Source organism: Campylobacter sp. CS_NA3 (genome assembly GCF_027797495.1).
In the GTDB taxonomy this organism is placed as follows: Bacteria; Campylobacterota; Campylobacteria; order Campylobacterales; family Campylobacteraceae; genus Campylobacter_B.
Genome location: NZ_CP115609.1, coordinates 18,172 through 42,078 on the forward strand (window position 1 = coordinate 18,172; position 23,907 = coordinate 42,078).

Annotated in this window: 26 protein-coding genes; 9 read left to right on the forward strand and 17 right to left on the reverse strand. The window is 35.6% G+C overall.

What is annotated here, in order from left to right; all coding sequences use genetic code 11:
• The first annotated feature begins 70 nt into the window (after positions 1-70).
• On the forward strand, positions 71-952 hold the full coding sequence (gene miaA, locus PF026_RS00105) for a tRNA (adenosine(37)-N6)-dimethylallyltransferase MiaA (RefSeq protein WP_270863026.1): 882 nt from the start codon (positions 71-73) through the stop codon (positions 950-952).
• A gap of 154 nt (positions 953-1,106) precedes the next feature.
• Here miaA and nuoN read toward each other — a convergent pair whose 3' ends face one another.
• The 14 genes from nuoN to PF026_RS00175 are packed head-to-tail and all read right to left on the reverse strand — an operon-like array spanning position 1,107 to position 14,577.
• Complete coding sequence (nuoN, locus tag PF026_RS00110; protein ID WP_270863027.1) at positions 1,107-2,570, reverse strand: NADH-quinone oxidoreductase subunit NuoN; 1,464 nt, start codon at positions 2,568-2,570, stop codon at positions 1,107-1,109.
• Complete coding sequence (locus PF026_RS00115; RefSeq protein ID WP_270863028.1) at positions 2,570-4,093, reverse strand: NADH-quinone oxidoreductase subunit M; 1,524 nt, start codon at positions 4,091-4,093, stop codon at positions 2,570-2,572. The genes nuoN and PF026_RS00115 overlap by 1 nt, the downstream gene beginning before the upstream one ends.
• A gap of 2 nt (positions 4,094-4,095) precedes the next feature.
• Complete coding sequence (nuoL, locus tag PF026_RS00120) at positions 4,096-5,949, reverse strand: NADH-quinone oxidoreductase subunit L (RefSeq protein WP_270863029.1); 1,854 nt, start codon at positions 5,947-5,949, stop codon at positions 4,096-4,098.
• A complete protein-coding gene (gene nuoK, locus PF026_RS00125; RefSeq protein ID WP_270861386.1) occupies positions 5,949-6,254 on the reverse strand; it encodes an NADH-quinone oxidoreductase subunit NuoK in 306 nt (101 codons plus the stop codon). Before nuoK ends, nuoL begins: the two co-directional genes overlap by 1 nt.
• Entirely contained in the window at positions 6,251-6,778 is a 528-nt protein-coding gene (locus PF026_RS00130) for an NADH-quinone oxidoreductase subunit J (protein ID WP_270861387.1), read from the reverse strand. The genes nuoK and PF026_RS00130 overlap by 4 nt, the downstream gene beginning before the upstream one ends.
• Positions 6,771-7,379 (reverse strand): NADH-quinone oxidoreductase subunit NuoI, encoded by a 609-nt coding sequence (gene nuoI, locus PF026_RS00135; RefSeq protein WP_270861388.1) that lies wholly within the window; start codon positions 7,377-7,379, stop codon positions 6,771-6,773. The genes PF026_RS00130 and nuoI overlap by 8 nt, the downstream gene beginning before the upstream one ends.
• Before the next feature lie 9 nt (positions 7,380-7,388).
• Entirely contained in the window at positions 7,389-8,384 is a 996-nt protein-coding gene (nuoH, locus tag PF026_RS00140) for an NADH-quinone oxidoreductase subunit NuoH (RefSeq protein ID WP_270863030.1), read from the reverse strand.
• On the reverse strand, positions 8,381-10,765 hold the full coding sequence (locus PF026_RS00145) for an NADH-quinone oxidoreductase subunit G (RefSeq protein ID WP_270863031.1): 2,385 nt from the start codon (positions 10,763-10,765) through the stop codon (positions 8,381-8,383). Before PF026_RS00145 ends, nuoH begins: the two co-directional genes overlap by 4 nt.
• On the reverse strand, positions 10,758-11,453 hold the full coding sequence (locus PF026_RS00150) for a hypothetical protein (protein WP_270863032.1): 696 nt from the start codon (positions 11,451-11,453) through the stop codon (positions 10,758-10,760). Before PF026_RS00150 ends, PF026_RS00145 begins: the two co-directional genes overlap by 8 nt.
• Positions 11,450-11,680 carry an NADH-ubiquinone oxidoreductase subunit E family protein gene (locus PF026_RS00155; RefSeq protein WP_270861392.1) on the reverse strand — a complete coding sequence of 77 codons (231 nt, stop codon included), beginning with the start codon at positions 11,678-11,680 and terminating at the stop codon, positions 11,450-11,452. The genes PF026_RS00150 and PF026_RS00155 overlap by 4 nt, the downstream gene beginning before the upstream one ends.
• Entirely contained in the window at positions 11,677-12,903 is a 1,227-nt protein-coding gene (gene nuoD, locus PF026_RS00160; protein WP_270863033.1) for an NADH dehydrogenase (quinone) subunit D, read from the reverse strand. The genes PF026_RS00155 and nuoD overlap by 4 nt, the downstream gene beginning before the upstream one ends.
• Positions 12,903-13,697 carry an NADH-quinone oxidoreductase subunit C gene (locus PF026_RS00165; protein WP_270863034.1) on the reverse strand — a complete coding sequence of 265 codons (795 nt, stop codon included), beginning with the start codon at positions 13,695-13,697 and terminating at the stop codon, positions 12,903-12,905. The genes nuoD and PF026_RS00165 overlap by 1 nt, the downstream gene beginning before the upstream one ends.
• Positions 13,697-14,206, reverse strand: coding sequence for a NuoB/complex I 20 kDa subunit family protein (locus PF026_RS00170; RefSeq protein ID WP_270861395.1), 510 nt, complete (start codon positions 14,204-14,206; stop codon positions 13,697-13,699). Before PF026_RS00170 ends, PF026_RS00165 begins: the two co-directional genes overlap by 1 nt.
• Positions 14,188-14,577, reverse strand: a complete 390-nt coding sequence (locus PF026_RS00175; RefSeq protein WP_270861396.1) for an NAD(P)H-quinone oxidoreductase subunit 3 — start codon at positions 14,575-14,577, stop codon at positions 14,188-14,190. Before PF026_RS00175 ends, PF026_RS00170 begins: the two co-directional genes overlap by 19 nt.
• 201 nt (positions 14,578-14,778) lie before the next feature.
• On the opposite strand from PF026_RS00175, the gene PF026_RS00180 reads away from it, so the two are divergent.
• The 5 genes from PF026_RS00180 to trxB all read left to right on the forward strand — a co-directional run bounded on the left by PF026_RS00180 (position 14,779) and on the right by trxB (position 18,984).
• Positions 14,779-15,396: a hypothetical protein gene (locus tag PF026_RS00180; protein WP_270863035.1), complete on the forward strand. Its 618-nt coding sequence runs from the start codon at positions 14,779-14,781 to the stop codon at positions 15,394-15,396.
• Between the two features lie 9 nt (positions 15,397-15,405).
• Positions 15,406-16,476 carry an AI-2E family transporter gene (locus tag PF026_RS00185; RefSeq protein WP_270863036.1) on the forward strand — a complete coding sequence of 357 codons (1,071 nt, stop codon included), beginning with the start codon at positions 15,406-15,408 and terminating at the stop codon, positions 16,474-16,476.
• A gap of 2 nt (positions 16,477-16,478) precedes the next feature.
• Positions 16,479-17,369 carry an NAD(P)H-dependent glycerol-3-phosphate dehydrogenase gene (locus PF026_RS00190; RefSeq protein WP_270863037.1) on the forward strand — a complete coding sequence of 297 codons (891 nt, stop codon included), beginning with the start codon at positions 16,479-16,481 and terminating at the stop codon, positions 17,367-17,369.
• 260 nt (positions 17,370-17,629) lie between these two features.
• Positions 17,630-17,950, forward strand: coding sequence for a thioredoxin (gene trxA / locus PF026_RS00195; protein WP_270861400.1), 321 nt, complete (start codon positions 17,630-17,632; stop codon positions 17,948-17,950).
• Between the two features lie 92 nt (positions 17,951-18,042).
• Entirely contained in the window at positions 18,043-18,984 is a 942-nt protein-coding gene (gene trxB / locus PF026_RS00200) for a thioredoxin-disulfide reductase (protein WP_270863038.1), read from the forward strand.
• Positions 18,985-19,059: 75 nt separating this feature from the next.
• Here the strand turns inward: trxB and PF026_RS00205 are convergent, their stop codons facing one another.
• From PF026_RS00205 to PF026_RS00215, 3 genes are all read right to left on the reverse strand, one after another.
• Entirely contained in the window at positions 19,060-19,683 is a 624-nt protein-coding gene (locus PF026_RS00205; protein WP_270863039.1) for an outer membrane beta-barrel protein, read from the reverse strand.
• Positions 19,684-19,950: 267 nt separating this feature from the next.
• Positions 19,951-21,045 (reverse strand): SPFH domain-containing protein, encoded by a 1,095-nt coding sequence (locus PF026_RS00210; protein WP_270863040.1) that lies wholly within the window; start codon positions 21,043-21,045, stop codon positions 19,951-19,953.
• Between the two features lie 9 nt (positions 21,046-21,054).
• Complete coding sequence (locus PF026_RS00215; RefSeq protein ID WP_270861407.1) at positions 21,055-21,972, reverse strand: branched-chain amino acid transaminase; 918 nt, start codon at positions 21,970-21,972, stop codon at positions 21,055-21,057.
• Positions 21,973-22,112: 140 nt separating this feature from the next.
• Between PF026_RS00215 and PF026_RS00220 the strand changes: the two genes are divergently transcribed.
• The 3 genes from PF026_RS00220 (at position 22,113) to bamE (ending at position 23,864) form a co-directional block, all read left to right on the forward strand.
• Positions 22,113-22,304, forward strand: coding sequence for a tautomerase family protein (locus PF026_RS00220; RefSeq protein ID WP_270861403.1), 192 nt, complete (start codon positions 22,113-22,115; stop codon positions 22,302-22,304).
• Between the two features lie 147 nt (positions 22,305-22,451).
• Positions 22,452-23,000: a thioredoxin-dependent thiol peroxidase gene (bcp, locus tag PF026_RS00225; RefSeq protein ID WP_270863041.1), complete on the forward strand. Its 549-nt coding sequence runs from the start codon at positions 22,452-22,454 to the stop codon at positions 22,998-23,000.
• A gap of 408 nt (positions 23,001-23,408) precedes the next feature.
• A complete protein-coding gene (gene bamE, locus PF026_RS00230; RefSeq protein WP_270863042.1) occupies positions 23,409-23,864 on the forward strand; it encodes an outer membrane protein assembly factor BamE domain-containing protein in 456 nt (151 codons plus the stop codon).
• Positions 23,865-23,907: the final 43 nt, after the last annotated feature.

A 23,907-nucleotide genomic window follows, 5' to 3' on the forward strand; every position in this document is an offset into this window, starting at 1 on the left:
CAATAAAACAAAAACAAATTAAAATTTGATATAATTTTTCCTAAAAAATTGACTAAATTTAAGGAAAAAAATGTTTTGTGAATTTGCGTTAATCGGCACGACGGCAAGCGGAAAAAGCGATCTAGCTTTAAAAATCGCAAAGGAATTTAACGGCGTGATTTTAAGCCTAGATTCTTTAAGCGTTTATAAAGAGATAAATATCGCAAGTGCCAAACCAACCGCATTAGAGCTTGAAAGCGTGAAACATTTTGGTATAAATTTGATTTTTCCAAACGAATATTTTAGCGTTGGCGAATTTATAAAAGAGTATGAAAAAGCAAAATCTTATGCGCAAAATTTGCAAATTCCACTCATTATCACGGGCGGAAGCGGGTTTTATTTAAAGGCGATGATGAGTGGTCTAGCTCCAAAAATAGGGGACATAAAATGTGATTTAAATTTGGAGCAAATTTATGAACTTATTTTGAAAATCGATCCCGAATTTGGCTCTAAATTTAGCAAAAATGATAAATTTAGACTTGAAAAATGGTATAGTATTTATGCTACAACAGGTGAAATTCCTAGCAAATTTTTGCATGAAAATACCGCCGAGCCGATTATTTCAAATTTGCAAATTTTTGAAATTTTGTGGGACAGGGAAGTTTTGCGAGATCGCATAAAAATTCGCACTGAAAAAATGTTAGAAAATGGCTTGATAGATGAGGCAAAATATCTTTTTGACAAGTATGGTTTTGAAACTAAGTCTTTAAATTCAATCGGTCTTAAAGAGTGTGGAGAATTTTTGCGTGGAGAATTAGGCAAAAATGAGCTATATGAACAAATTTGCACTCATACCGCACAGCTGGCAAAAAGACAACGAACTTTTAATAAATCGCAATTTTTAGAAAATAAAATTTCACAGGATTTGACAAATTTGGAAAATTCTATAAGAAATTTTTTACAAAATTTATAAATTCGTATTTTTGTAAATTTACTAGATTGCTTTGCATTTGCAATTACAAAATTTATTTAATTTTTTAAAAAATACTCAAGGCAAATTTAAACGATTAATCTAGCCTAGAATTTAAAGCTAGGCTGGATTTTATAACAAATTTGTCAAATTCAAACTAATACCCACTTAAAAATACAAAGCTATTTATCGCAGGTATCGCAAATTTAACTATAAAAGGCGATAAAGCACAAGCAGTTGCGGCAATCGCGATAATAATTCTAAGCGGATTTGAAACATTTGATAAATAAACGCTTTTATCTTTGATAATCGGCTCATGCAAAAACATGCAAACAATTAGTTTTAGATAATAATACATCGCTATTGCGCTATTTAACGCCATTATCAAAGCTAAAAATATAAAGCCTGAATTTATCGCGGCGCTCATTAGATACATTTTGCCCCAAAACACGCTAAATGGCGGAATTCCGGCAAGCGAAATCATAAAAATCGCCATTACGATTGCGGCCATCGGAATAGTTTTGATTAGACCGTTAAATTTCTCATACGGGTGCTCGTAGCGTTTGTGCCAGCTGTTTTGTCTTGTTCTTGTTACCCAAAGCATAGAAAATGCGCCCAAATTCGCAAATGCGAACAAGATCCAATATAAAAATAGCGAGATATTTGCCTGAGTTGAACCAATCACAATAGCACTTAGCACGAAACCTGCGTGTGAAATCGAGCTAAATGCAAGCATTCGCTTAACATCGATTTGCACGAGCGCCATTATATTTGTTAGTGTCATCGTTATAACAGCTACTATGTAAAGCACCGAATTTAGCCACGAAATCTCAATTCTCATAAGCCCTTCAAAAAGTCTTAACGCGACGATAAAACCTGCGATTTTAGGCACAACCGAGATAAATCCGGCAAGGGCAGCACTTGCTCCTTCATAAACATCGGGCGCCCAAGTGTGAAACGGAATAAGTGAGAGTTTAAACCCAATCGCACATATCATAAAAACACAACCCAAAAGTAAAATTATATTATTTTGCGAATATGAAGCGCTGCTTATGATTTGCAAAATCTCAACGCTTCCGCTAGATAGATAAAAAAGTGCCGCACCAAAGGCAAAAAAGCCTGAACCAAGTGCGCCCATAGTAAAATATTTAACCGCTGCTTCGATTGATTTATTTCGATTATTTAGTGCAATTAGCGTATAAAGCGAAAGACTAGAAGTCTCTAAACCCACAAAAATCAGTATCAAATTTCCCGAACTTACCATAAATTCAAAGCCGATTAGCATAAATAAAAATAAGGCAAAAAATTCAGGCAAGGTGTATTCGTGAAAAGTTTTAGCACTAAGCGCTAATGGAATAAACAACGCCGATGAAATAAGTATAATAAACATCGATAAAATGGCAATTCCGTCTATAAAAACAAGCCCAAAAAATCCACTTACTCCGCCGTTATAACCAAATAAAATTCCAATATCCAAAACTACGGCAATAACCGTTAAAACGGTATAGAATTTAGTAGATAGCTCGTTTGTTATCACGCTAATGCAAAGTATAAAAATCGCAAACGCACAAAGCACCGCCATAGGGGCGATACTATAAAAATTTAACGCACCAAAATCCATTATTTTGCCCCTTGTGTTGAATTTGCTTTGTTTAAATGTTCTTTTGTTTTAGCTTCGCCTTTGTCATACATAAGCACCACTAAATCTTTGCTTGATATGTCAATATGCTTTAAAATCGGTCTTGGATAAACGCCAAAAAACAAAACCAAAGCGCAAATCGGAACAATTGCTAAAATTTCTGTTTTATTTAAATCTTTTAAGCTTTTGTTTTCTTCTTTTGTTATTTCGCCAAAAAATGTCTTTTTGAATAAATTTAGACTATAAATCGCCCCCATGATGATACCAAAACCGCCCAAAAATGCAAAAATCGGAGCAGTTTTAAAAATTCCTAATAAACTTAAAAACTCGCCCACAAAGCCAATCGTCAAAGGAAGCCCAATGGAAGCTAGCAGCACCAAACAAAACGAAAACGCATAAAATGGCATTATTTTTGCTAGACCCCCAAATTCGCTAAATTCTTTTGTATGTTTTCGCTCGTAAATAAAACCGACAAGCATAAAAAGTCCGCCGCTAACCACGCCGTGGCTTATCATCAAAAAAACTGAGCCTGAAATTCCTTCTACACTAAATGAGAAAATTCCAAGCATTATAACACCCATATGCGCAATCGAGCTATAAGCGATGACCTGTTTTATATCTTTTTGTGCAAAGGCGATGAAAGATGTGTAAATCACCATGATTATGGCGATTATGCACATTAAATTTGAAAAATACAAGCTTCCGTCCGGAAACATAGGTAATGAAAAACGCACAAAGCCATAAGTTCCCATTTTAAGTAAAACAGCCGCTAGTAAAACCGAGCCGATAGTCGGAGCTTGTCCGTGCGCATAAGGAAGCCAAGTGTGAAACGGAAAAAGCGGTGTTTTGATAGCAAAAGCGATTCCAAAGGCTAAAAATAGCCAAATTTGCAAATTTAACGGAAGTTTGAGATATTGCCACTCTAAAATATTAAAACTATATGCTCCTGTCGCTTCGTGGTAAAGATATGACATAAAAATAAGTCCAAAAAGCATAAAAACAGAGCCAAAAAATGTATATAAAAAGAATTTAACAGCCGCATAAATTCGCTTTCCGCTTCCCCAAGCCCCGATAATATAGAGCATAGGTAAAAGCGAAAGCTCCCAAAAAATGTAAAATAAAATCGCATCAAGAGCTGCAAAAACCCCAACCATAGTCATTTCTAAAAATAAAATGCTAACTACCAAATTTTTTAATCTGTCGGTTATTGTTAAACTAATCAAACTAATAAGCGTCATAAATGTGCTAAGAATTATTAAAAATAGCGAAAATCCGTCGATTCCGATGAAATAATTTATACCAAATTCTCTGATAAACGGGAAAAATTCGACAAATTTAAACTCTCCGTTAAAATTAGAAAATTCAAACCATAAAAATAGCGAAAGAATAAATTCGATAAAACTTACCGAAATGGCGTAAGCTTTTACGCTTTTTTCATCTATCAAAAATCCCAAAATCGCAGCAATTGCAGGAAAAAATATAACTAAACTTAAAATATGATCCATTATTATCCTTTATAAACAAACGCTAAAACAAGTAAAATCACAAAACCACAAACCATATATCTAAGCATCAAAGAAAGCTCTCCGCTTTGCATTGTGCGGTTTGCTATGCCACCGCTTTTTAAGATATATTTTGCGATCAAATCGACACTTTTATCGATAAAATTTGCATCCATTTTGGCACAAAATTCACTAAATTTGAAGTAGTTTTTGGTAACAAATTTCTCATAAATTTGTGGAATATAGTATTGATTTGACAAAATTTTATAAATAGTTTTTTCTTTTATGCTATCTTTAAAAATTCCTTTTTTATATGCAAATATCGCAAAAATAGTGCTTAAAACTACGCACAAAGTCGTTATAAAAATAAGCAAAATAGCAACGGAGTGATTTAAGATAAAATCATACTTCGGTAAAATCTCTCCTGCAAAGCTTTCAAATTTATATTCAAAAAATCCGGCACATATCGATAAAGCAGCCAGAAGTCCCATAGAACGAAGCATAAATCCTTTTGCTTCGTGTGCATGATAGTGTTTTCTTTCTTCGCCAAAAAATACAAGCATAATCAACCTAAAACTATAAAATGCCGTCAAAATCGCACCGCATAGCAAAACAAACCATATAAAAAAGCTGTTTTCATTAAATGCGACTTCTAAAATTTTATCTTTTGAGAAAAATCCCGAAAGCGGGTAAAATCCGGCAAGAGCCAAACTTGCAATTATCATCAAAACGGCTGTCGGTTTTAAAAATTTATACAAACCACCCATTTTTTGGATATTTAACTCATCGTTTGTGGCATGCATGATATTTCCTGCACCTAAAAACAGAAGTGATTTAAAAAATGCGTGTGTCATAAGGTGGAAAAGCGCAATCCAATACGCCCCAAAACCCGCAGCCACAAACATATATCCAAGCTGTGAAAGCGTTGAGTAGGCGATGATTTTTTTAAGATCGTTATGCACAAGTGCCATACTTGCGGCAAAAACTGCGACAAAAGCCCCAAGATATACGATAAAATGGCTAACTTCTGTGATTTGCGAAAAAATTTCATTTGAGCGAATTACTAAATAAACTCCTGCTGTTACCATTGTTGCAGCATGTATCAAAGCTGAAACAGGCGTTGGTCCTGCCATAGCATCAGCTAACCATGTGTGAAACGGAAACTGAGCTGATTTTCCCATAGCGCCGATAAAAAGCAAAATTCCGATAACACTTAGTATAAAATAGTCTAAATTTGCAACTTCATTAAAAACTATATCATAGCGAAGCGAATCACACTGCCAAAAGATTAAAAACATCGCTAATAAAAGCCCAAGATCGGCAATTCTATTCATAATAAATGCTTCATTTGCGCACCATGCGTAGTTGTGTTTGTCATACCAAAAGCCGATGAGTAACCACGAGCAAAGTCCTACGCCTTCCCAGCCGATGAAAAGTCCGACAAAATTATCGCTCATAACCAAAACTAGCATCGAAAACACAAAAAGTCCAAGATAGCTAAAAAATTTGTTAAAGCCTTTGTCTTTTTCCATATAGCCTATGGAATAAACATGAACAACACTTGAAACAATGCCCACTGTTACCATCATAATAGCACTTACGCTATCAATTAAAATGCCGTAATCAACGCTTAAATTTCCTGTTTTTATAAATTCAGTAAAAAAAATGCGAATTTGCAAATTTCCTATGTAGATATATTCAAGCAAAGCAAAAGATGAAATAGTGCTTAAAATGATTAGCGCACTGCAAATCACGCCGATTGCGAAAGATTTTTTCTGCGTAGCAAAAATTCCTGCTATGATAGAGCTTAAAAGCGGTCCAAATAGCGATAAAATAATATAATAATATTGTCCGCCCATTATTCGCCTTTCATATTAGTTAAACTTTCAAGCTCGATCGAACCTGTCTTTTTATACCACAAAATAAGAAGCCCAAGTCCAACTGCCATCTCGCTAGCTGCAACTGCGATGATAAAAATGGCAAAAATTTGCCCGTCGATATTTTCTAAATATTTGCTAATCGCTACAAGTGCGACATTTGCCGAATTTAGTAAAATTTCAGTCGAGAAAAAAAGCATTATTAAATTTTGTCTTTTTAAAACGCCAATAAGTCCTAAAATAAACATTAATGAAGCCAAAATTAGATAGTGATTTAAGCTTATCATAAATTTTCCTCTTCTAAATTTAGAGATTTATCCATCTGTTTGTGAGCTAAAATAATCGCGCACACCATCGCCACAAGTAGCATAAGGGCTGCTAACTCAAACACGATTAGATAATTTTGAAATAAAACTCTGCCTATGATTTCGGTATTTTCCAAATACTCGATATTTGGTGTTTTTGAATTTATTAAATTTATCGGCACAGCAAACGCTAAAACAATCAAAACAGCAGATAAAACGCCTAAAAAATATATAGTTTTTTTGCCTTTGATTTTTTCTTTTACGCTTTTGTTTGCGTCAAAAAACATAATCGAAAATCCATACAGCACCATAACAGCACCACAATAAACCATAATCTGCACAACGCCTAAAAACTCAGCACCCAAAAGAAAAAATAGCCCCGAAATAAATATCATTCCCGCTGCTAAGGCACTCATCGCGTAAAGGACATTTTTACTAAAAATGCTTATCGCAAAAAAAGCAAGGCTTAAAGCTCCAAAAAAATAAAATGAAAAAATCTCAAACATTTTCTTCCTTTTCATCGCTTTGTAAATACGCGTTCGGCGTTAGTTTGACAAAATTTTTAGCATTTTTATCCAAACTACCATAGCCTTCAAATTCGCTTTGTGAATTTAAATTTTCGCTTTTTGTAAGCAAATCTTTTTTAAATCCAAAATAGGCTCTTTGCTCACTTGCTAGTTCGTATTCGCCGCCATGAACGATCGCGATTTCAGGGCAAACATCGGCACAAAGTCCGCAATATACACACCTACCAAAATTTATAGAATAATTTTTTACTTTTTTTCGTCCGTCTTCGCCAAGCTCGGTATCAATCGCGATACATTTGCTAACGCAAATTTTTTCACAAAGCCCACAACCAATACACCTTTCATCGCCACTTTCAAGTAGTCTCATTAGCCTATGAATTCCCCTGTAACGAGCATTAAATTCAAATTTTTCGGCAGGATACATAAGTGTGTGTGAGTTGCCTTTTTTTAGCATTTCACGCAAAACCACCCAAAGTCCGACAAAAAGCTCTGGTTTTACGCTTTTTTTCACAAAATTTTTAAATTTAGAAAAATTATCTCCAAGCGGTTTTCTAATATCAAGTTCTACATATTTTCCCATTTTCGCACCTTATGAAATCGCAATTCCGGTTAGAACTATGCAAAGTAATGCTAATGGCATACAAACTTTCCAGCAAAGCGCCATTAACTGATCCGGTCTTAAATGCGGCCACGCAGCCCTTGCCCATAAAAACAAAAAGAAAAACAAAGATGCTTTTATGATGATAACAATTCCGCCCGGAATAAACCAAATAGGATTAAATCCGCCCAAAAATATAAGCGAAATCACAACCGAATAAGTTATCATATTTGCATACTCTGCGATAAAAAACATACCCCAGCGCATACCTGAATACGCTGTGCTAGCACCTGCGACTAACTCGGTTTCGTTTTCGGTTAGACAAAGCGGGGTTCTATTGCACTCTACAAACGACGCTATCAAAAACAGAACAAAGCAAATCGGCATTTTCCATATAAACCAGCCGCCAATGCCTGAACTTTGGGCATTTACAATATCAATTAAAGACAACGAACCAACCACCATAATAATCGGAATTAGGCTTAATCCGTTGATAAGCTCGAAGCTAATTAGTTGCAAAATGCTTCTAACCGAGCCGATTAAGCCCCATTTATTGTAACTTGAAAGACCGCCGATAAGCGTTCCATAAACGCAAGTTCCGCTAGCTCCAAGCAAAAATAAAATTCCTACATTTATATCGCTTAAAATCGGTCTTATTGTATGCCCAAAGACGGTAAATTCAGGCAAAAAAGGCACAACAGAAAGTGCTACAAATGCCCCAACTGCCGATATTATCGGAGCGATTTTAAAGGTAATTTTATTAGCACCTGCCGGAATTATATCTTCTTTTGTAAAAAGCTTTATCATATCGGCTAAGACCTGCAAAAGTCCAAAAGGACCCACCACGCAAGGTCCGATTCTGCGTTGCATGTAGGCTAAAACTTTTCGCTCGGCATAGGTGCCAAACCCGGCTAGTGTCGCAATCACGGCTAGGATTACAACTGCTTTTACTATGGTTTCGATTATCAAAAATGTTGTTTCGCTCATGCTTTTGCCTTTTCTACGCTAACTACGCTATAACGCCCATTTTCAAAGAATTTGTCAAATTCAATCTTTTCGTCAAAATACGGCAAAATCGCGCCTTGTAAATTTTTGTCTAATTTCACAGCAATTGCAAGTGCAAATTCGCCTTTTTTTAGCGTTACAACTTCGCCGTCATTAACTTCAAATTTAGCCAAAAATTCGCTTCCTACTATCAAATTTGCTACTTCGTTTAGCTGCGAAGTGGCGTTTGTAAATTTTGAAAACTGATGAATAGGATTTGCTTTATAAATTTGAACTTCGTTTTCATTTAAATTTAGCGTTTCATTTAAATTTGTGATTTCAAATTCATCTGTTTTGGCTTCATAAATTTTGCTTTCTAGTTCGTAACCACGATGATTCACTCCGCCGTTATCATAAAAATTTTCCAAATCATCAAATTTGATATTTTTGAAATTCTCTCCCAAATTTGAAGTGTAATCAACACTAAATTCACTTTTTACGCCAAGAGCGTTTGCGATGTCATTTAGCTCAAATCCCCCATAGCTCAAAGCCGCATTTGTAGGCACTACGCGTTTGTCGTAGTTTGTGAAAGTGCCTTCTTGTTGGATTAGGCTAGGCATGTCAAGATCGCCTTTTAAAACGCCCATTGTAATGTCGCCGTTATCGTTATAGCCTAGCACTTTGCCTTTTGCGTCTTTATCCAAATCGCAAATCAGCGAAACGCCGAGCGAATTTGTTCGTGGCGGAATTATGAGAATTTTAAACGGCGTAAATTTTTGAATTAGCCCAGCAAGTTTTGCCAGAGTTTTGGCATTTTTGCTAAAAATAAAATCTTCGCCGATGATGAGAGAAAATTTCTCTTTTTTGGCTAAAATTTCGCCAACTTTTGCTTCATCAAGACCAAGCATTTTTGCAAATTTACTCGTTTTTATTTCGCTAGTTTGCGTGATTTCATCGCCGTTTTCATTTTTTTCGGTTTTTGAAATTTGCGAAATTTCAAATTCGTTTTGCAACTTTTCATTTAACCAAGACGGCAAATTTTCGCCAAATTTTTGCAAAATCCAAAGCAAAATTTGTGTATCAAATTTACTCTCATGTTTAACGCAAATAAAGTTTTTAGCGTAGTTTTCTACCACTTTATCGCCTATGGTATGAAAATAAATTCCGCCTGCTTTATTTATTTTTAACGCATTATTTACTTTAAAGCCTAAATTTGGGCTATCACTTCGTAAAAAACTACCACAAACTACGATAAAATCGCTATTTTTTATCGTTTCGCTAGTTGCATTATACAAATTTTCACCGCTAAATTTAGCAAATTCTTTCATGAAATTTTGATATGCAAAAGCTTCGTCATTTACTAAATTTAAATCAAATTTTTCTTTTAAAAGCGAGAGAATTTTAGCTTCTTCATTTGTGATAAAGCTATTAAATTTAATCGTTTTTATCTCGCCGTTTGCGATTTTATCAACGATTTTTTCAAAAACTTCTTTATCTTTTACGCTTTTAGTTTTGCTAAAATCAAAGCCAAACCTAGCAGCAGTGCTTATCTCGCCAAAATCGTAGTCATTGCTAACTCTATAAATTCTTTCTTTTTGATCTTCAATGCCGCTTCGCTTAATATCATAATAAATCAACTCGCAGTCGCTACTATGCGGATTTGAAGCAGGAATTTTAGTTAGTTCCCACGCATTTGAGCTGTATTGAAATTTGCTTCCCACTAACGCGCCAACTGGGCAAACTGCCGTGCATTCGCCACACTGCGAACACTCCAAATTCTCTCCATTTGCAGGTGCGATTAAACTTTTTTGAAATTTATTCCACACGGCAAATGCGTCTTTTGGCATAGAATCTTTTAACGCTTTATCAGGCATATCGCCACCACGAGCCGTAGTTTTTAGAGCAGCTTCGCCGATTTTATCTTTACAAACCGTAATACATCTTTCGCAAACTATACACAAACTTGGGTCGTAGTTGATCAAACCCCAGTTTTTTGGCATTTTGTGCGTATCTTTGATAGCATAAATTTGCTCATCAACGCCTAAATGATGAACGAAATTTTGCAACTCACACTCGCCACTTTGATCGCAAACGCCACACTCTAAGGGGTGATTTATGCAGTAAGTTTGCATTATAGCTTTTCGCTCAGACGCGATTTCAGGCGTATCTGTGATGACAACCATGCCGTCTTTTGCTTTTGCATTACAGGCATATACTCTTTTTCCGTCCGCTTCAACCATACAAAGCCTACACGCCAAGGTCGGACTACAACCGCTTAAATAGCAAATCGCAGGGATAAAAATTCCGTTAGCCCTTGCGATTTGCAAGATATATTCGTTTTCTTCGCACTCGCAAATTTGGTTATTTATTGTGATTTTAGCCATTTACAACCTTAGTGATTTTTGCTACTTCATAGTTGTATCCTTGCGGATTTTGCAAACCCAAAAGCGCAATCGTTCCTTTTAAATTCGCATTTAGCTCAAATTTTTTGCGAATTTCTAAATTCTTTGTTTTTATTATAACTTCATCGCCGTTAGCGATTTTTGCAACCATACAAAAGTAGTTTCCGCCCACAAATTTATCGTCTTTATCGTGTTTAAAAACAACTGCGCCGTCGTAAATTTCAAGCTCTTTTAATTCGGTTAGCTCATTTAAATTTGGAGCGATTTTTTCATTTTTTAAATTTATTATTTCAAATTTAAACTCTTCCTGCAAAATCGCCAAAAAAGTTTCTATATTTTTGGCTTCATTATGCGAATTTAGCAAATTTTCATCGATTATCACAAGTTCGCACCCGTTTAAAAATTCATAAATTTCATCAATCTCTTCTTCGCCGACATTGCTTTCGCCACTTAAAAAACCAATGTCTAAATTCGCAAAATATTCTCTTTCATCGAATTTAGCACAAAGCATAGCCAAAACATAGCCTTGTGCGCCAATTTCGCATTTTATAAATTCGCCCTCTATCGCATCATCATTTGCGCTGAGCGTTAAAATTTCATCGTTTGCGTAAGTTTTTGCTAAACTTGGTGCTTGTAAGCTTAAAATAGAAGCTAAATTTAAAATTTTCATATTCGTCCTTTCTTTACGACTATACTCCAATCAACTTGATTGTATCTAAGTGAATTTAAAAGCGTGGAATTTAGCCCATCAACTAAATTTGCGCTTTTTTGAACTCCGCTGAAATCGCCGATTTCAAATAAAAAAATCATTACATCACCTTGATTTGAATTTTTTATTATCTCTCCCATGCGATTTAGAAAATCACCTTTTAAACGGCGTAAATCGTATCTTTTCATCTATCAACCTCGCCAAAAATAATATTTGTGCTACCGATTATAGCAACTGCATCTGCCAAATAATGTCCCGGCAAAATCTCTTCTAAAACCGCACAATGAAAAAAGCTTGGAGTGCGAATTTTTAATCTATACGGACGGCTTTCGCCTTCGGAGCGAATAAAAAATCCAAGTTCGCCTTTTGGGCTTTCGCTTGCATGATAAATCTCGCCAACAGGCGGTTTTAGCCCTTGCGTAACTAATACAAAATGTTGCATAAGCGAGTAATTTTGCGTCATCAACTGCTCTTTTGAAGCACTTACAAACTCAGGATTATTTGCCAAAATTTGCGAATCGCTAAATTTATAAAGCCCTGCACATTGGGTTAAAATTTTCAAGCATTCTCGCATTTCTTGCATATAGCATTTATATCTAGCGTAGCAATCACCCGCACTAGCATAAGGCACATCAAAGTCAAGTTCATCGTAGATAAGATATGGCTCTTCTTTTCGTATGTCCCATTTAACGCCACTTGCTCTTAGCATAACACCGCTACAACCACAGCTTAAAGCCTGTTCTTTGCTTAAAATTCCAACACCTTGCGTTCTAGCTAGCCAAATTCGGTTCCCGTCAAGCAGATCTTCGTAATCTTTTAAATCGTTTGGAAATTTATCGCAAAATGCTAACATTTCATCCAACCACTCATCAGGGAAATCCAAAAAAACGCCGCCGATTTTGATATTATTGTGTGTTAGCCTTGCTCCGCTATATTTTTCGATTAAATCAAGTATGTATTCTCTTTCTCTAAAACAATATAAAAACACGCTCATCGCTCCGATGTCAAGGGCATGTGTGCCTAAAAATAGCAAATGCGAAGCAATCCTTGCAAGTTCAAGTATGATTACTCTTATGATTTGTGCGCGTCGCGGCACTTCGATACCGCAAAGCTTTTCAACACTAGCACAAAAGCCGTAGTTATTTGCCGCACTTGCGATATAATCAACCCTATCAGTAACCGGGACGAATTCGTTATAAATCATATTTTCAGCCATTTTTTCGATACCACGGTGCAAATAGCCGATTTGCGGTCTAGCTCGTTTTATCAACTCGCCGTCCATTTCAAGCACAAGTTTTAGCTGACCGTGAGCTGATGGATGTTGGGGACCAAAATTTAAAATCATATTTGAACCGATTTTTTCAAATTCGATATTTTCAAAACTAGGTCTTAAAATAGTCGCTTTTTGCATTATTTTCTCTTTTTTATTAGTTTAAATTTATCTTTTTTTAACTCTTTTACAAAAGGCACACCGTCTTTTTCTTGATACTCTTGCGAAATTGCGTCATTTGGAATTTCTCCGCCAAATTCGCACTCGTGATAAATTCTTGAAAAATTAAATGTATCTTTGCTATCGATGAAACTAGGATTACGATTTTCTTCGCCGAATTCATCTCTTCTATTTTTGCCAAAAATTTTATCTATCTCATACCAGTGTGCAAATTCGTCTCCCTGTAACGGATAAGATTTTAAAAGCGGGTGTCCGTGCCAATCATCTGGCATTAGGATTCTTGCCAAATTTGGGTGATTTTCAATCCAAACACCCATCATATCATATAGCTCTCGCTCTGCCCAGTTTGCACTTTTGTAAATTTCGCTCACACTTTGCAAAAATGTTTTATTTTCAACTAAACATTTGATTCTTGCTCTTTTGGCTTCGTTTGTGTTTAAAATTTGGTAAAAAACTTCGATTCCGTTTTGTTTTTCTGTCAAATCAACACCACTTAACTCGCACAAAATTTCATAACCTAAATCTTTAAAAATTTTTAATGCTTTTAAATTATCATTTTTTTTGATATAAACAACTAAATTGTCAAATTCTACATACGAATTTAAAATTTCAACGCCAAATTTGGCTAATCTTTCTATTTCGTTTTCAAATTTAGTGCCTAATACTCCAAATTTAGTCGTTGATTTATTTACAAAAAATCTATCTTTGTAATAATTTTGCTTTGATTTATCGCCTTTTGGATTATATTTTCTCATCACACAAGCCTTTTTGCTTTTTGTTTGCGATTTGCTTTTTCGCTTCTTATTTTTTTCTGCAAAATCATAAGCGCATATTGCAAAGTCTCAGGCCTTGGCGCACAGCCGGGCAGATAAATATCCACAGGGATTACTCTATCACAGCCCTGCACGACTGAATAAGTATTAAACATACCGCCTGTATTAGCGCAACTTCCCATACTGATAACCCATTTTGGCTCAGGCATCGCATCATAAAGTCGCCTAGCAAATTCGGCATGTTTTTTTGTTAGCGTTCCTGAAATTATCATAACTTCGCTTTGCTTTGGACTAGCTCTAAAAATAGTTCCAAATCTATCAAAATCGTATCTACTAGCCCCGCTTGCCATCATCTCTATCGCGCAACACGCTAATCCGTAAGTCATCGCCCAAAGCGAGTTGCTTCTGCCCCATTGCACAAGTTTATCAACAGTTGTCAAAACGACAGGAAGCCCGTTTTCTCGTCTAAAATCTATCTTATGCTCTGCCAATCTAACGCTCCCTTTTTCCATGCATAAACAAAACCAATCGTTAAAAGCACGATAAATAATACCATTTCAACAAGCCCAAAAATGCCTAAAATTTTAAAATCCACTGCCCACGGAAACATAAAAATAATCTCAACATCAAATAAAATAAACAGCACGGCAACCATAAAAAAGTTCGAATTCATCTGATTTGGCTGTTTTACACTTTCCGGACCGCTTTCGTAAATCGCCGATTTTAGTCGCTCGTCGTTTTGGTTTGCAAATTTATTGCCGATGATTGATGATAATTTTACAATTAATCCAAAAATCACAAAGCTTAAAATAAGCATAAAAAATGCACCAAAATACGGGTGAGCAAATAACATTCTAGACATTTTTACCCTTTTTTTAAAATAAGCACAAATTCTATCCTAGAAAAAATTTAAATTTCCTTTATGATTATATTTTTATGCAAATTTAAGCTATTTTTAAACGAAATTTACACACTTTGGTTTCAAATTCGCAAATTTAGTCAGTGCTTTTATTTAATTTATGCTAAAATAGACAAATTTTATTAAATTTTTGGGAGAGAATTTATGAAAAAAACTATTTTATCTGTCGCTTTTGCCTTGTTTTTGGCAGGTTGCACTCACACAGCCCAGTATAATAAAAACGCAGAAACAGCGCCTATAAATGAGAATATTCAAATAGAAAAAGCTTTGCAAAGCACAATCATTTATGTAAGCTCCGAGCAGTTTAAAAGCCAAAAATTTAAAGCTTCAAGTAGGCTCGGAAATGACGAAAGTGTAAGCATAAATTTAGGTGAATTTGCTTCCGGGGAAACTCAAAGATTTTTTTCAAATTATTTAACAAATTTAGTCACAAGCAAAGATCAAAACTCGCTAAATTCGCAAGGACTGGTTATCATACCAAATATTAGCTCATTTAGATACGGATTTTACAGCGCAGATGGTTTTGATGTAACGGCAAAACCTTTTGTGAGCTATGATTTTAATCTTAAAATTTTCAAAAATCAAAAATTAATCTATAATAAAAATATCTCTTCTGATGAAAGACATTTTGGCGAAAGTGCATTTTACGGCGGCGGGGACGCTCATCACGCTCAAATCGCTCCGATTTTCCAAAAAGCCATTTCTACCGATTTAAACGCTCACGCCGAAGAGATCGTAGCGGCGATAAATTCGGTAATGTAAGGAAAAAATTTGAGAGCTCAAATGGTTTTAATCTCGGTTGCGTGTGTAATCATCATTTTAGCGGGTCTTAAAGCAGCTTCAAGCGTGGTTGTACCGTTTTTACTGGCAATTTTTATCGCCGCAACCGTTTCGCCTTTGGTGCTTTATATACAAAAATTTGGAATTCCAAGACTTATCGCATTTTGCGTTGTTACGGCGTTTTTTATAGGAATTTTGATATTTTTTGGCGACATTGTTTTTAATGCCGTAAAAGGCTTTACAGCACAACTCCCGGAACTCCAAAGCAAATTTAGCGAATTTAATGAAGCATTGATAAATAAGATAAATTCATACGAAATCATAGAGCTTGACGGAAACAGCGTAGGTTTTGATATAAATTTAATCATAAATCAAACAACAGCCGTGCTTAAAAAAACAGGAACGCTTCTTTCTATGGGCTTTTTTGTTTTTATAATGGTCGCTTTTATGGTTTTTGAAAGTAAAGAAATCAAAGAAAAAATCGAATATTTTTCAAGCAAAAATGAACAAGCAGGAATTTTTGCCGAAAATTTTACGACAAATTTGAAAAAATATCTACTTATAAAAACGATTGCTTCTGTTGCAACAGGGCTTTTGATTGGGCTTTTGCTTTGGGTTTTAGGTGTTCCTTATGCTGCACTTTGGGGAATATGTGCCTTCATATTAAATTATATTCCGACAATCGGCTCGATAATGGCAGCAATCCCAACGCTTTTTGTAACGCTAAGCACGATGAGCGTGGGTGTTTCGATTTGGGTTGTTGGAATTTACCTTTTTGTAAATGTTTTAATCGGCAATATAATCGAACCAAGATTTATGGGAAAAGGGCTTGGGTTATCGGTCGTGGTTGTTTTGGTAAGTTTGCTACTTTGGGGTTTTGTTTTTGGAATCGGCGGAATGTTTTTAGCAATCCCGCTAACAATGAGCTTACAAATCGCTCTAAATTCAAATCCAAAAACAAAATTTTTAGCTGTTTTGCTAAGCAATAAAATAAATGATGAAAATAGCGTTGAAGTGGCAAATTCAGCAAATTCGACAAATTCGCAAGAAAAAAGGGCTTAAAAATGAAAATAGCAATCATCGGTGCAGGGAAGTGGGGAAGTGCGTTATATAACGCATTAAGTGAAAAAAATAGCTGCGTTATCACTTCAAGAACGCCTAGAAATATCCCAAATTTCGTTAGTATCGATGAAGCATTAGATTGCGAAATGATTGTTTTGGTTATCGCAGCCCAACAAACCGCTTCGTGGTTAGAGACAAATTTTGTAAATAAAAATCAAAAAATTCTTGTTGCCTCCAAAGGAATCGACGCAAAAAGCGGTAAATTTTTAAATGAAATTTTTGAAAAACATATAAATAGAGAAAATTTAGCCTATCTTTCGGGTCCTTCATTTGCCAGTGAAGTTATACAAAAGCTCCCATGCGCTGTCGTCATAAATTCCACAGACAAAAGCGTCGCAAACGAATTTGCAAATTTATTTCCCGATTATATGAAAACTTACACTTCTAGCGATGTCATAGGCGCAGAAGTTTGTGGCGCGTATAAAAATGTAATCGCCATTGCTAGTGGAATTTGCGATGGACTAAAACTTGGAAATAACGCAAGGGCGAGTCTTATCGCAAGGGGATTAGTTGAAATCACCCGTTTTGGCAAATTTTTTGGCGCACAAGATGAGACATTTATCGGGCTTAGTGGCGTCGGGGATCTATTTTTAACTGCTTCTAGCGAACTTTCGCGTAATTACCGCGTGGGACTTGGCTTAGCACAAGGAAAGAGCAAAAGCGAAATTTTAAGCGAACTTGGCGAAGTCGCCGAGGGCGTTTTTACGGCAGAAGCGATTGTAAATATCGCTAAAACTCATCAAATTTACACGCCGATTGCGAACGAAGTTTTTGCCATTTTAAACGGGAAAAATGTCAAAATCAGCCTTAGTGATTTGCTAAGAAAGAAATAAATTCATTAAATTTAAATTCAAAATTTTGCAAGTTTAATATAAAAATTTACAAAATTTGTTGCAAATTTTGTAAATTTTCACTCTAAATAATAAAAATTACAATTTAGTTTAAGGAAAAAGTTGTATAATGTCACGAAATAATAAATTTTATTATTTAAATATTTTTAGCAATTATCTTTAAAAAATTTGTAATAAAATTACTTTTTTATTAATCAAATTTAAGTATAATTGCGAGAAAATTTTACCTAAGGAGAACAAAAATGGGAAAATACATAGAACTAACATCTGAAAATTTCGATGTGGCAAAAGAAGGCGTTGCGCTTGTAGATTTTTGGGCGCCATGGTGCGGACCGTGCAGAATGCTAGCACCGGTTATTGATGAGTTAGCAGAAGAATTCGACGGCAAAGCAAAAATTTGCAAAGTGAATACAGACGATGACAATGCCCAAAGCTTGGCAGTCGAGTTTGGAATTCGCTCTATTCCTACAATGCTATTTTTTAAAGACGGCGAAGTTGTAGCTCAACTAGTCGGCGCACAATCAAAACAAGTAATCGCCGATAAAATCAACTCACTTTTATAATTTTTTTGGGGCGCAAAACGCCCCTTTTTTATTTTATTTATTAAATTTGCGCCCACAACTTTACTCAATAAAATAAAATTTAGGAGATAAAAATGTTAGATTTAGCGATTATCGGCGGGGGTCCAGCAGGGCTTGCGGCAGGACTTTATGCAACCAGAGGCGGATTAAAAAGCGTTGTAATGTTTGAACTTGGAATGCCGGGCGGTCAAATCACAAGTAGCTCGGAAATGGAAAACTATCCGGGCGTTGCGACGGTAACAGACGGAATGAGCTTTATGGCGCCGTGGCAAGAACAATGTTTTAGATTTGGTCTAAAACACGAAATGGTAAAAGTAGAGCGAATTTTAAAAGATGATGATGAAAATTTTACGATTTATTTAGAAGGCGGAAAATCTGAGCGCGCAAAAGCCGTCATCGTCGCTACGGGCTCGACTCCGCGTCGTGCAAATGTAAAAGGCGAAGATGAATTTTTTGGCAGGGGCGTAAGCACTTGTGCGACTTGCGACGGATTTTTTTACAAAAATAAAGAAGTCGCCGTGCTTGGCGGCGGAAATACTGCACTTGAAGAAGCGCTTTATCTTACAAACATTTGCTCAAAAGTTTATTTGGTGCATAGAAGAGACGAATTTAGGGCTGCTCCCGTTACCGTGCAAAAGGTAAAAGAAAGCGAAAAAATCGAGCTAATCACAAATGCGCTCATAGATGAAATTTGTGGCGATAATATGGGCGTAACAGGCGTAAAAGTCAGCCTAAAAGACGGAAGCCAAAGAGAAATAAAAGTTCCTGGAATTTTCGTTTTTGTGGGGCTTGATGTGCGAAATTCGGTCTTAAAAGATGAAAATGGAAACTTTATCTGCGAAACCTTGCCAAGCGGCCAAGTAAAAGTAAATTTAAAAATGCAAACAAGCGTAGAAGGGCTTTTTGCAGCAGGCGATCTTCGTCAAGATGCTCCAAAACAAGTAGTTTGTGCAGCAGCCGACGGCGCAACAGCAGCTCTTGGTGTGCTTAGTTATCTAGAAGAAAAACGCGGATAAAATTTTAATTTTTGGTAAGATTTATATAAATGTTTAAATTCGCGGTAAATTTATCTAAATTTACCGCAAATAAGATTAGAATTTATAGTTATAGCCAAAATATAAGCCGTAATTGCTTCCTTTTATTTTTATGCTGTCATTGTCTTCATCGGTTCTTTTACCGTAATTTGTATAGTCTGTTTTAAATCCAAATTCCAATTCGTTGTTTGAATTTAATTCATAAATTCCGCCTATTTTACCACCTATTAGCCAACCTGTTTTGCTCCATTTGTCAGTTCCGCTCTCACCCATATTAGTATCAGTCCAATCGCCTTTGATTTTTAACACAGAAGCACCGGTGTATGCACCAAAGACTAGTTTGAAACTTTCACTAAGTCTTGGAGTATAATCTGCTCCGATTAAAAATTGATGAGTTGTTATCTTATCTTTGCCGTATTCGATCTCATCGCCCCATTTTTGATCTGCGCCGAAACCGTAAATATACTCGCCATAAACTCTAAAAGCATTAAAATCATAACCGCCTTTTATGCCTAAACCAAATGCGGTGTCTTTCATTTTGTATGAGTTAGAAAAATCATCTTTTAACTCTATTTGCGTTTTACCGACTACACCGTCAAAACCGACAAACGCACCTTCTGCAAAAGCTAAGTTTGCGACTAATGAACTTGCTAAAATCAATTTAGCTAAACTAGATTTCATAAAAATCCTTTGAAATTAAATTTTTTATTAGAGTTAAATTTATATCTTAATTTAAATTCTAATAAATTCTAGTTATTTTACCCCCCCCCCCCCATAAAAATAGCTTAAATTTAAACTTCAATTTACTAAATTTGGTAAAATTATGAAAATTTGTAACAAATTTAAGAGAATTTAAACGATTTGATTAAAAATTTGTATAATTTTCAAAGAAAGCGGTAAATTTAACAAAATTTGCTAAATTTACCGCAAGTTTTTTGTAGTTAGATATTATTTTTGTGTTTCGTCGATAACGGTTTGTCGTTGTTTATTTTTTGTATCGACCCAGATATTTGGCACAGCTCCGCCCGGAGTTAAGAAAATTTGAGCGTCGTTGTTTTCACGCAAAGCTTCGTTAAATTTAGCCTGAGTTTCGATTTGTTTTAAATTTAGCAGATTATTATCCAAGCTTTTTGCGATTTCTTTGTTCGCATACGCTTGTGCGTCAGCTTCGATTTTAACGGCGTCTGCTTTACCTTGTGCTTCGATTTTAACGGCGTCTGCATTACCTTTGGCAAGGGCAGCTTTTTTAAGCGCTTCTTGGTTAGCTCTTTCGACTTCGTATTTAGTTCGCTCGGCTTCTTGTTTTGCGATTTGAACGCGCTCGATCTGCTCTTTTACCTTTGCAGGAAGTATGATTTCACGCAACTGAACCGCTCTTAAATCAACAGGTTTGTTTTGCAAACCTTCGATATTTTTTCGAATTCCGTCATCAATGAGTTTTGCGATTTCATCGCGTTTGGTCGGTAGCTCTTCTGCCGTGTAGTTACCGATGACGCTTCGCACGACATCTTTAACCACCGGATCTATCATCTTATCTTCCCACGCAAAGCCCCATTGAGCGATAGTATTTGGCACGGTGTCTTCATTTAGTTTGTATTGAACGGTGATGTCAATGCTAACCGGCAGGTTTCTTGAATCCAAAACCGAGAGCGAATTTTTCTTTATAATGCCGCCGCTTGCGCCTTTTGCGAGTGCCGAGTTCATATCTTCCGTGTTTGTGTAGTTGATGATTCTAACGCGCGTATCAACTACGAAAACTTGTTGGATAAATGGCAAGAAAAAGTGAAGTCCCGCACCAAGCGGATCTTTATCAAATTTACCCAAATTTGCTTTGATTCCGACTTCGCCTGATTGGATTGTTACAAAAGGTTTTGCGATTATCAAAACAGCAATAATGCCGATTATGACATATAAAAGCCCTGAAAATTTGTTAAAATTCGGCAAATTTGGTGTTTTGAAATTAAAATTTCGATTTTCTCCGCCGCCGTTGCCGCCGCTGTTTGAACTGCGTTTGTTAAAATAATCATTTAAATCTGCTGGCATTAACGCTCCTTAATTTACATAAGTTAGATATTTTTCAAATTTAGGATTTTCGCCCATAACTACGGCAAAATACGCTTTTTGCAACTTGCTTGTGATTTCGCCCATTTCGCCTTTGCCGATGATTCTGCCGTCAATGTTGCTAATTGGGGTAACTTCTGCTGCCGTGCCTGTAAAAAATGCTTCATCTGCGTTGTAACACTCATCTCTTGTAATGCGTCTTCGCTCAACTTTATAGCCCAAATCTTCGGCGATTTCGATAACTGTCGCTTGTGTGATACTTTCTAGGCTTGTATCATTTGGCGGAGTTATGATAACGCCGTCTTTAACGATAAAAAAGCACTCTCCCGGACCCTCAGCTACAAATCCTTGCGGATCTAAAAGCAACGCTTCATCATAACCTGCCTCTGTGGCTTCAAAATTTGCCATTTGTGAGTTGAAATAGTTTGCACTTGCTTTTGCTTTTGCCATCATCGAAAACGGCGCAGGTTTCATCCACGAGCTGATTTTTACCTTTGTGCCTTTGCGAAGTGCTTCTTCGCCCATATACGCACCCCATTCCCACGCTGCTACGATGACATTTACAGGGCAGCCTTTAACCGCAACGCCCATTTTGCCGTATCCTAAAAACGCTAACGGGCGAATATAAATAGTTTCTTTAAAATCGTTTGCTTTGATAACTTCGATGTGGGCTTTTTCAAGCTCTTCGGCTGTAAAAGGAATATCGATTAAGCAAGATTTTGCAGAAGCAAAAAGTCTTTTTGTGTGTTCTTTAAGTCTAAAAATCGCAGGACCTTTTTTAGTTTGATACGCTCTAACGCCTTCAAAAACCGCGTTTCCATAATGCAAAGAGTGAGTTAAAACATGCACGGTGGCGTCTTTCCAAGCGACCAATTTTCCGTCCATCCAAATAAATTTAGCTTCGTTCATAGCTGATGCCATTTTTTTGCCTTTCATAATAAAAAATTTGCGTTAGATTTTATCTAAAAATTTATAAATTTTTGGTTATCTTATAAATTTGGTCTTTAAATTTGGTATAATTTGCCAAATTTTTTTAAAAAGGATAAAAAATGCCGTTAATTAAAGTAAGATTGGCTAAACCTGCACCGTCAAAAGAAGTTCAAGACAAAGTCGCAGCCGAAATCGCAGAAGTTTTTGTGCGAAATTTGGGAAAAAATCCTGCAAGAATAGTTATAAATTTCGAGTATGACGAAAAAGAAAATTTCTATATCGGCGACGCAATCAAAAAAGAAGATAAGTAAATTTACAAAACAGTTCAATGTAAATTTAAATACCAAATGCCGACGATTTTTCGTTAGGCAAACGAAGGACTAGACTAAATTCGTCTGTCCAAAGTTCGCATAACGAAAAAGCTAGGCTGATTTCAATTTAAAATAAAGGATAAATTAATGGCTTGTTGTAGAAAAAAAGCAGACGGCGAAAGAAAAAGCGAAATTTGCGAAAGCGAATTTAGCAAGGAAGATTTAGAGCGAAAAGTAGTTTTAACTATCGGCGATAAGGCGCCTGAATTTAGTTTGCAAAACAGCGATGGCGTGAGCGTAAATTTGAAAGATTTCATCGGTAAAAAGGTTGTTTTGTATTTTTATCCAAAGGATAACACGCCCGGTTGCACCACAGAAGCGTGTGAATTTAGCGCGCTTTATGATGATTTTATCGCTAGTGATACCGTTATCATCGGCATTTCGCCTGATAGCGTGAAGTCGCATACAAATTTCATAGCAAAACAGAGTTTAAAACACATTTTGCTAAGCGATGAAAATAAAGAAGTCAGCAAGGCTTACGGCGTGTATCAGGTTCGCAAAAACTACGGCAAAGAGTATCTTGGCATAGTGCGAACGACCTTTGTCATAGACGAAAAAGGTAAAATCGCCAAAGTCTATAAAAGTGTCAAAGCAAAAGACCACGCCGCAAAGGTTTTGGCGGATTTGGTGAAGTAATTTTAACATATAACAACTCGGTAAAATTTGCCGAGTTGTCTGAATTTGCTTTTATTTTTTGTTTTATCTATGTTCCTAAACCAAATACTGCAAATTTTTTAAAAAATCTGATTATTTAAAATTTAATATTAATTTTTTATTTGATAATAAAACATTTTAAATTTTTTTTCTTAAACTATCTAGTTTATGACCTTAAATTTGTTATAAATTTATTTATATTGCGTTATTAAGGTTTGTATAAAGCAAATTAAAATAAATTAAAATATTTATTTAATCTAAAAATTTAATATTATTTTAAATAATAGCAAATTTATAAATTTAAAAAATATTTAATAAATATTAAATAAATCGTTTTTTTTTTTTTTGCTACTATTCCATATAAATTTTCTTATTGAAAGGATATGAAAAATGGTAAGGGAACTGATTGTTGCATCGGTTTTGGCGATAGGTTTTAGCGGTTGTGCTGAAAGTTTAGCAAATGTAGGCGTTCAAGAAAGTGGCGTTTATGTAAGTGAGAGCGATTTTGATTCGCTAAAAGTTAAAAAAGCAAGACAATCCGATGTAGAGATGTTGCTTGGAAGACCATCTAGAACGAGTTATCTAAATAACGGAACTATTTGGTATTATGACTATGAAAAAAATAGCAAATTCGGCGATAGTGCAAGTTCTGGCGTTGCTTTTGAATTTAACTCAAAGGGAGTTTTAACAAAGAAAGCTAAAACGAAAGGCAATCCAAATAAAACAAATTTTAGCAGTAGTGGTAGTTCAAATAGTTTAACAGATAGAGTTATAGATAGGGCTTCAAATAAAGCAGAAAATGCCATCGACAATGCATTTAATAGGGCATTAAATAAGATTTTTTAATAGAACAATATTGCTTATGCCGATATATAATATGACAATATCG

Excerpts from the sequence above, each read along its gene's own strand:
- PF026_RS00130 (WP_270861387.1), bottom strand. The coding sequence starts at position 6,778 with ATGTTTGAGATTTTTTCATTTTATTTTTTTGGAGCTTTAAGCCTTGCT.
- nuoK (WP_270861386.1), bottom strand. The coding sequence starts at position 6,254 with ATGATAAGCTTAAATCACTATCTAATTTTGGCTTCATTAATGTTTATT.
- trxA (WP_270861400.1), top strand. The coding sequence starts at position 17,630 with ATGGGAAAATACATAGAACTAACATCTGAAAATTTCGATGTGGCAAAA.
- trxB (WP_270863038.1), top strand. The coding sequence starts at position 18,043 with ATGTTAGATTTAGCGATTATCGGCGGGGGTCCAGCAGGGCTTGCGGCA.
- bamE (WP_270863042.1), top strand. The coding sequence starts at position 23,409 with ATGGTAAGGGAACTGATTGTTGCATCGGTTTTGGCGATAGGTTTTAGC.
- PF026_RS00165 (WP_270863034.1), bottom strand. The coding sequence starts at position 13,697 with ATGAGAAAATATAATCCAAAAGGCGATAAATCAAAGCAAAATTATTAC.
- PF026_RS00220 (WP_270861403.1), top strand. The coding sequence starts at position 22,113 with ATGCCGTTAATTAAAGTAAGATTGGCTAAACCTGCACCGTCAAAAGAA.
- PF026_RS00115 (WP_270863028.1), bottom strand. The coding sequence starts at position 4,093 with ATGGATCATATTTTAAGTTTAGTTATATTTTTTCCTGCAATTGCTGCG.
- PF026_RS00150 (WP_270863032.1), bottom strand. The coding sequence starts at position 11,453 with ATGAAAATTTTAAATTTAGCTTCTATTTTAAGCTTACAAGCACCAAGT.
- PF026_RS00210 (WP_270863040.1), bottom strand. The coding sequence starts at position 21,045 with ATGCCAGCAGATTTAAATGATTATTTTAACAAACGCAGTTCAAACAGC.
- miaA (WP_270863026.1), top strand. The coding sequence starts at position 71 with ATGTTTTGTGAATTTGCGTTAATCGGCACGACGGCAAGCGGAAAAAGC.
- PF026_RS00205 (WP_270863039.1), bottom strand. The coding sequence starts at position 19,683 with ATGAAATCTAGTTTAGCTAAATTGATTTTAGCAAGTTCATTAGTCGCA.
- PF026_RS00175 (WP_270861396.1), bottom strand. The coding sequence starts at position 14,577 with ATGTCTAGAATGTTATTTGCTCACCCGTATTTTGGTGCATTTTTTATG.
- nuoL (WP_270863029.1), bottom strand. The coding sequence starts at position 5,949 with ATGGGCGGACAATATTATTATATTATTTTATCGCTATTTGGACCGCTT.
- nuoD (WP_270863033.1), bottom strand. The coding sequence starts at position 12,903 with ATGCAAAAAGCGACTATTTTAAGACCTAGTTTTGAAAATATCGAATTT.
- PF026_RS00215 (WP_270861407.1), bottom strand. The coding sequence starts at position 21,972 with ATGAACGAAGCTAAATTTATTTGGATGGACGGAAAATTGGTCGCTTGG.
- PF026_RS00180 (WP_270863035.1), top strand. The coding sequence starts at position 14,779 with ATGAAAAAAACTATTTTATCTGTCGCTTTTGCCTTGTTTTTGGCAGGT.
- PF026_RS00145 (WP_270863031.1), bottom strand. The coding sequence starts at position 10,765 with ATGGCTAAAATCACAATAAATAACCAAATTTGCGAGTGCGAAGAAAAC.
- PF026_RS00155 (WP_270861392.1), bottom strand. The coding sequence starts at position 11,680 with ATGAAAAGATACGATTTACGCCGTTTAAAAGGTGATTTTCTAAATCGC.
- nuoH (WP_270863030.1), bottom strand. The coding sequence starts at position 8,384 with ATGAGCGAAACAACATTTTTGATAATCGAAACCATAGTAAAAGCAGTT.
- nuoN (WP_270863027.1), bottom strand. The coding sequence starts at position 2,570 with ATGGATTTTGGTGCGTTAAATTTTTATAGTATCGCCCCTATGGCGGTG.
- bcp (WP_270863041.1), top strand. The coding sequence starts at position 22,452 with ATGGCTTGTTGTAGAAAAAAAGCAGACGGCGAAAGAAAAAGCGAAATT.
- nuoI (WP_270861388.1), bottom strand. The coding sequence starts at position 7,379 with ATGGGAAAATATGTAGAACTTGATATTAGAAAACCGCTTGGAGATAAT.
- PF026_RS00190 (WP_270863037.1), top strand. The coding sequence starts at position 16,479 with ATGAAAATAGCAATCATCGGTGCAGGGAAGTGGGGAAGTGCGTTATAT.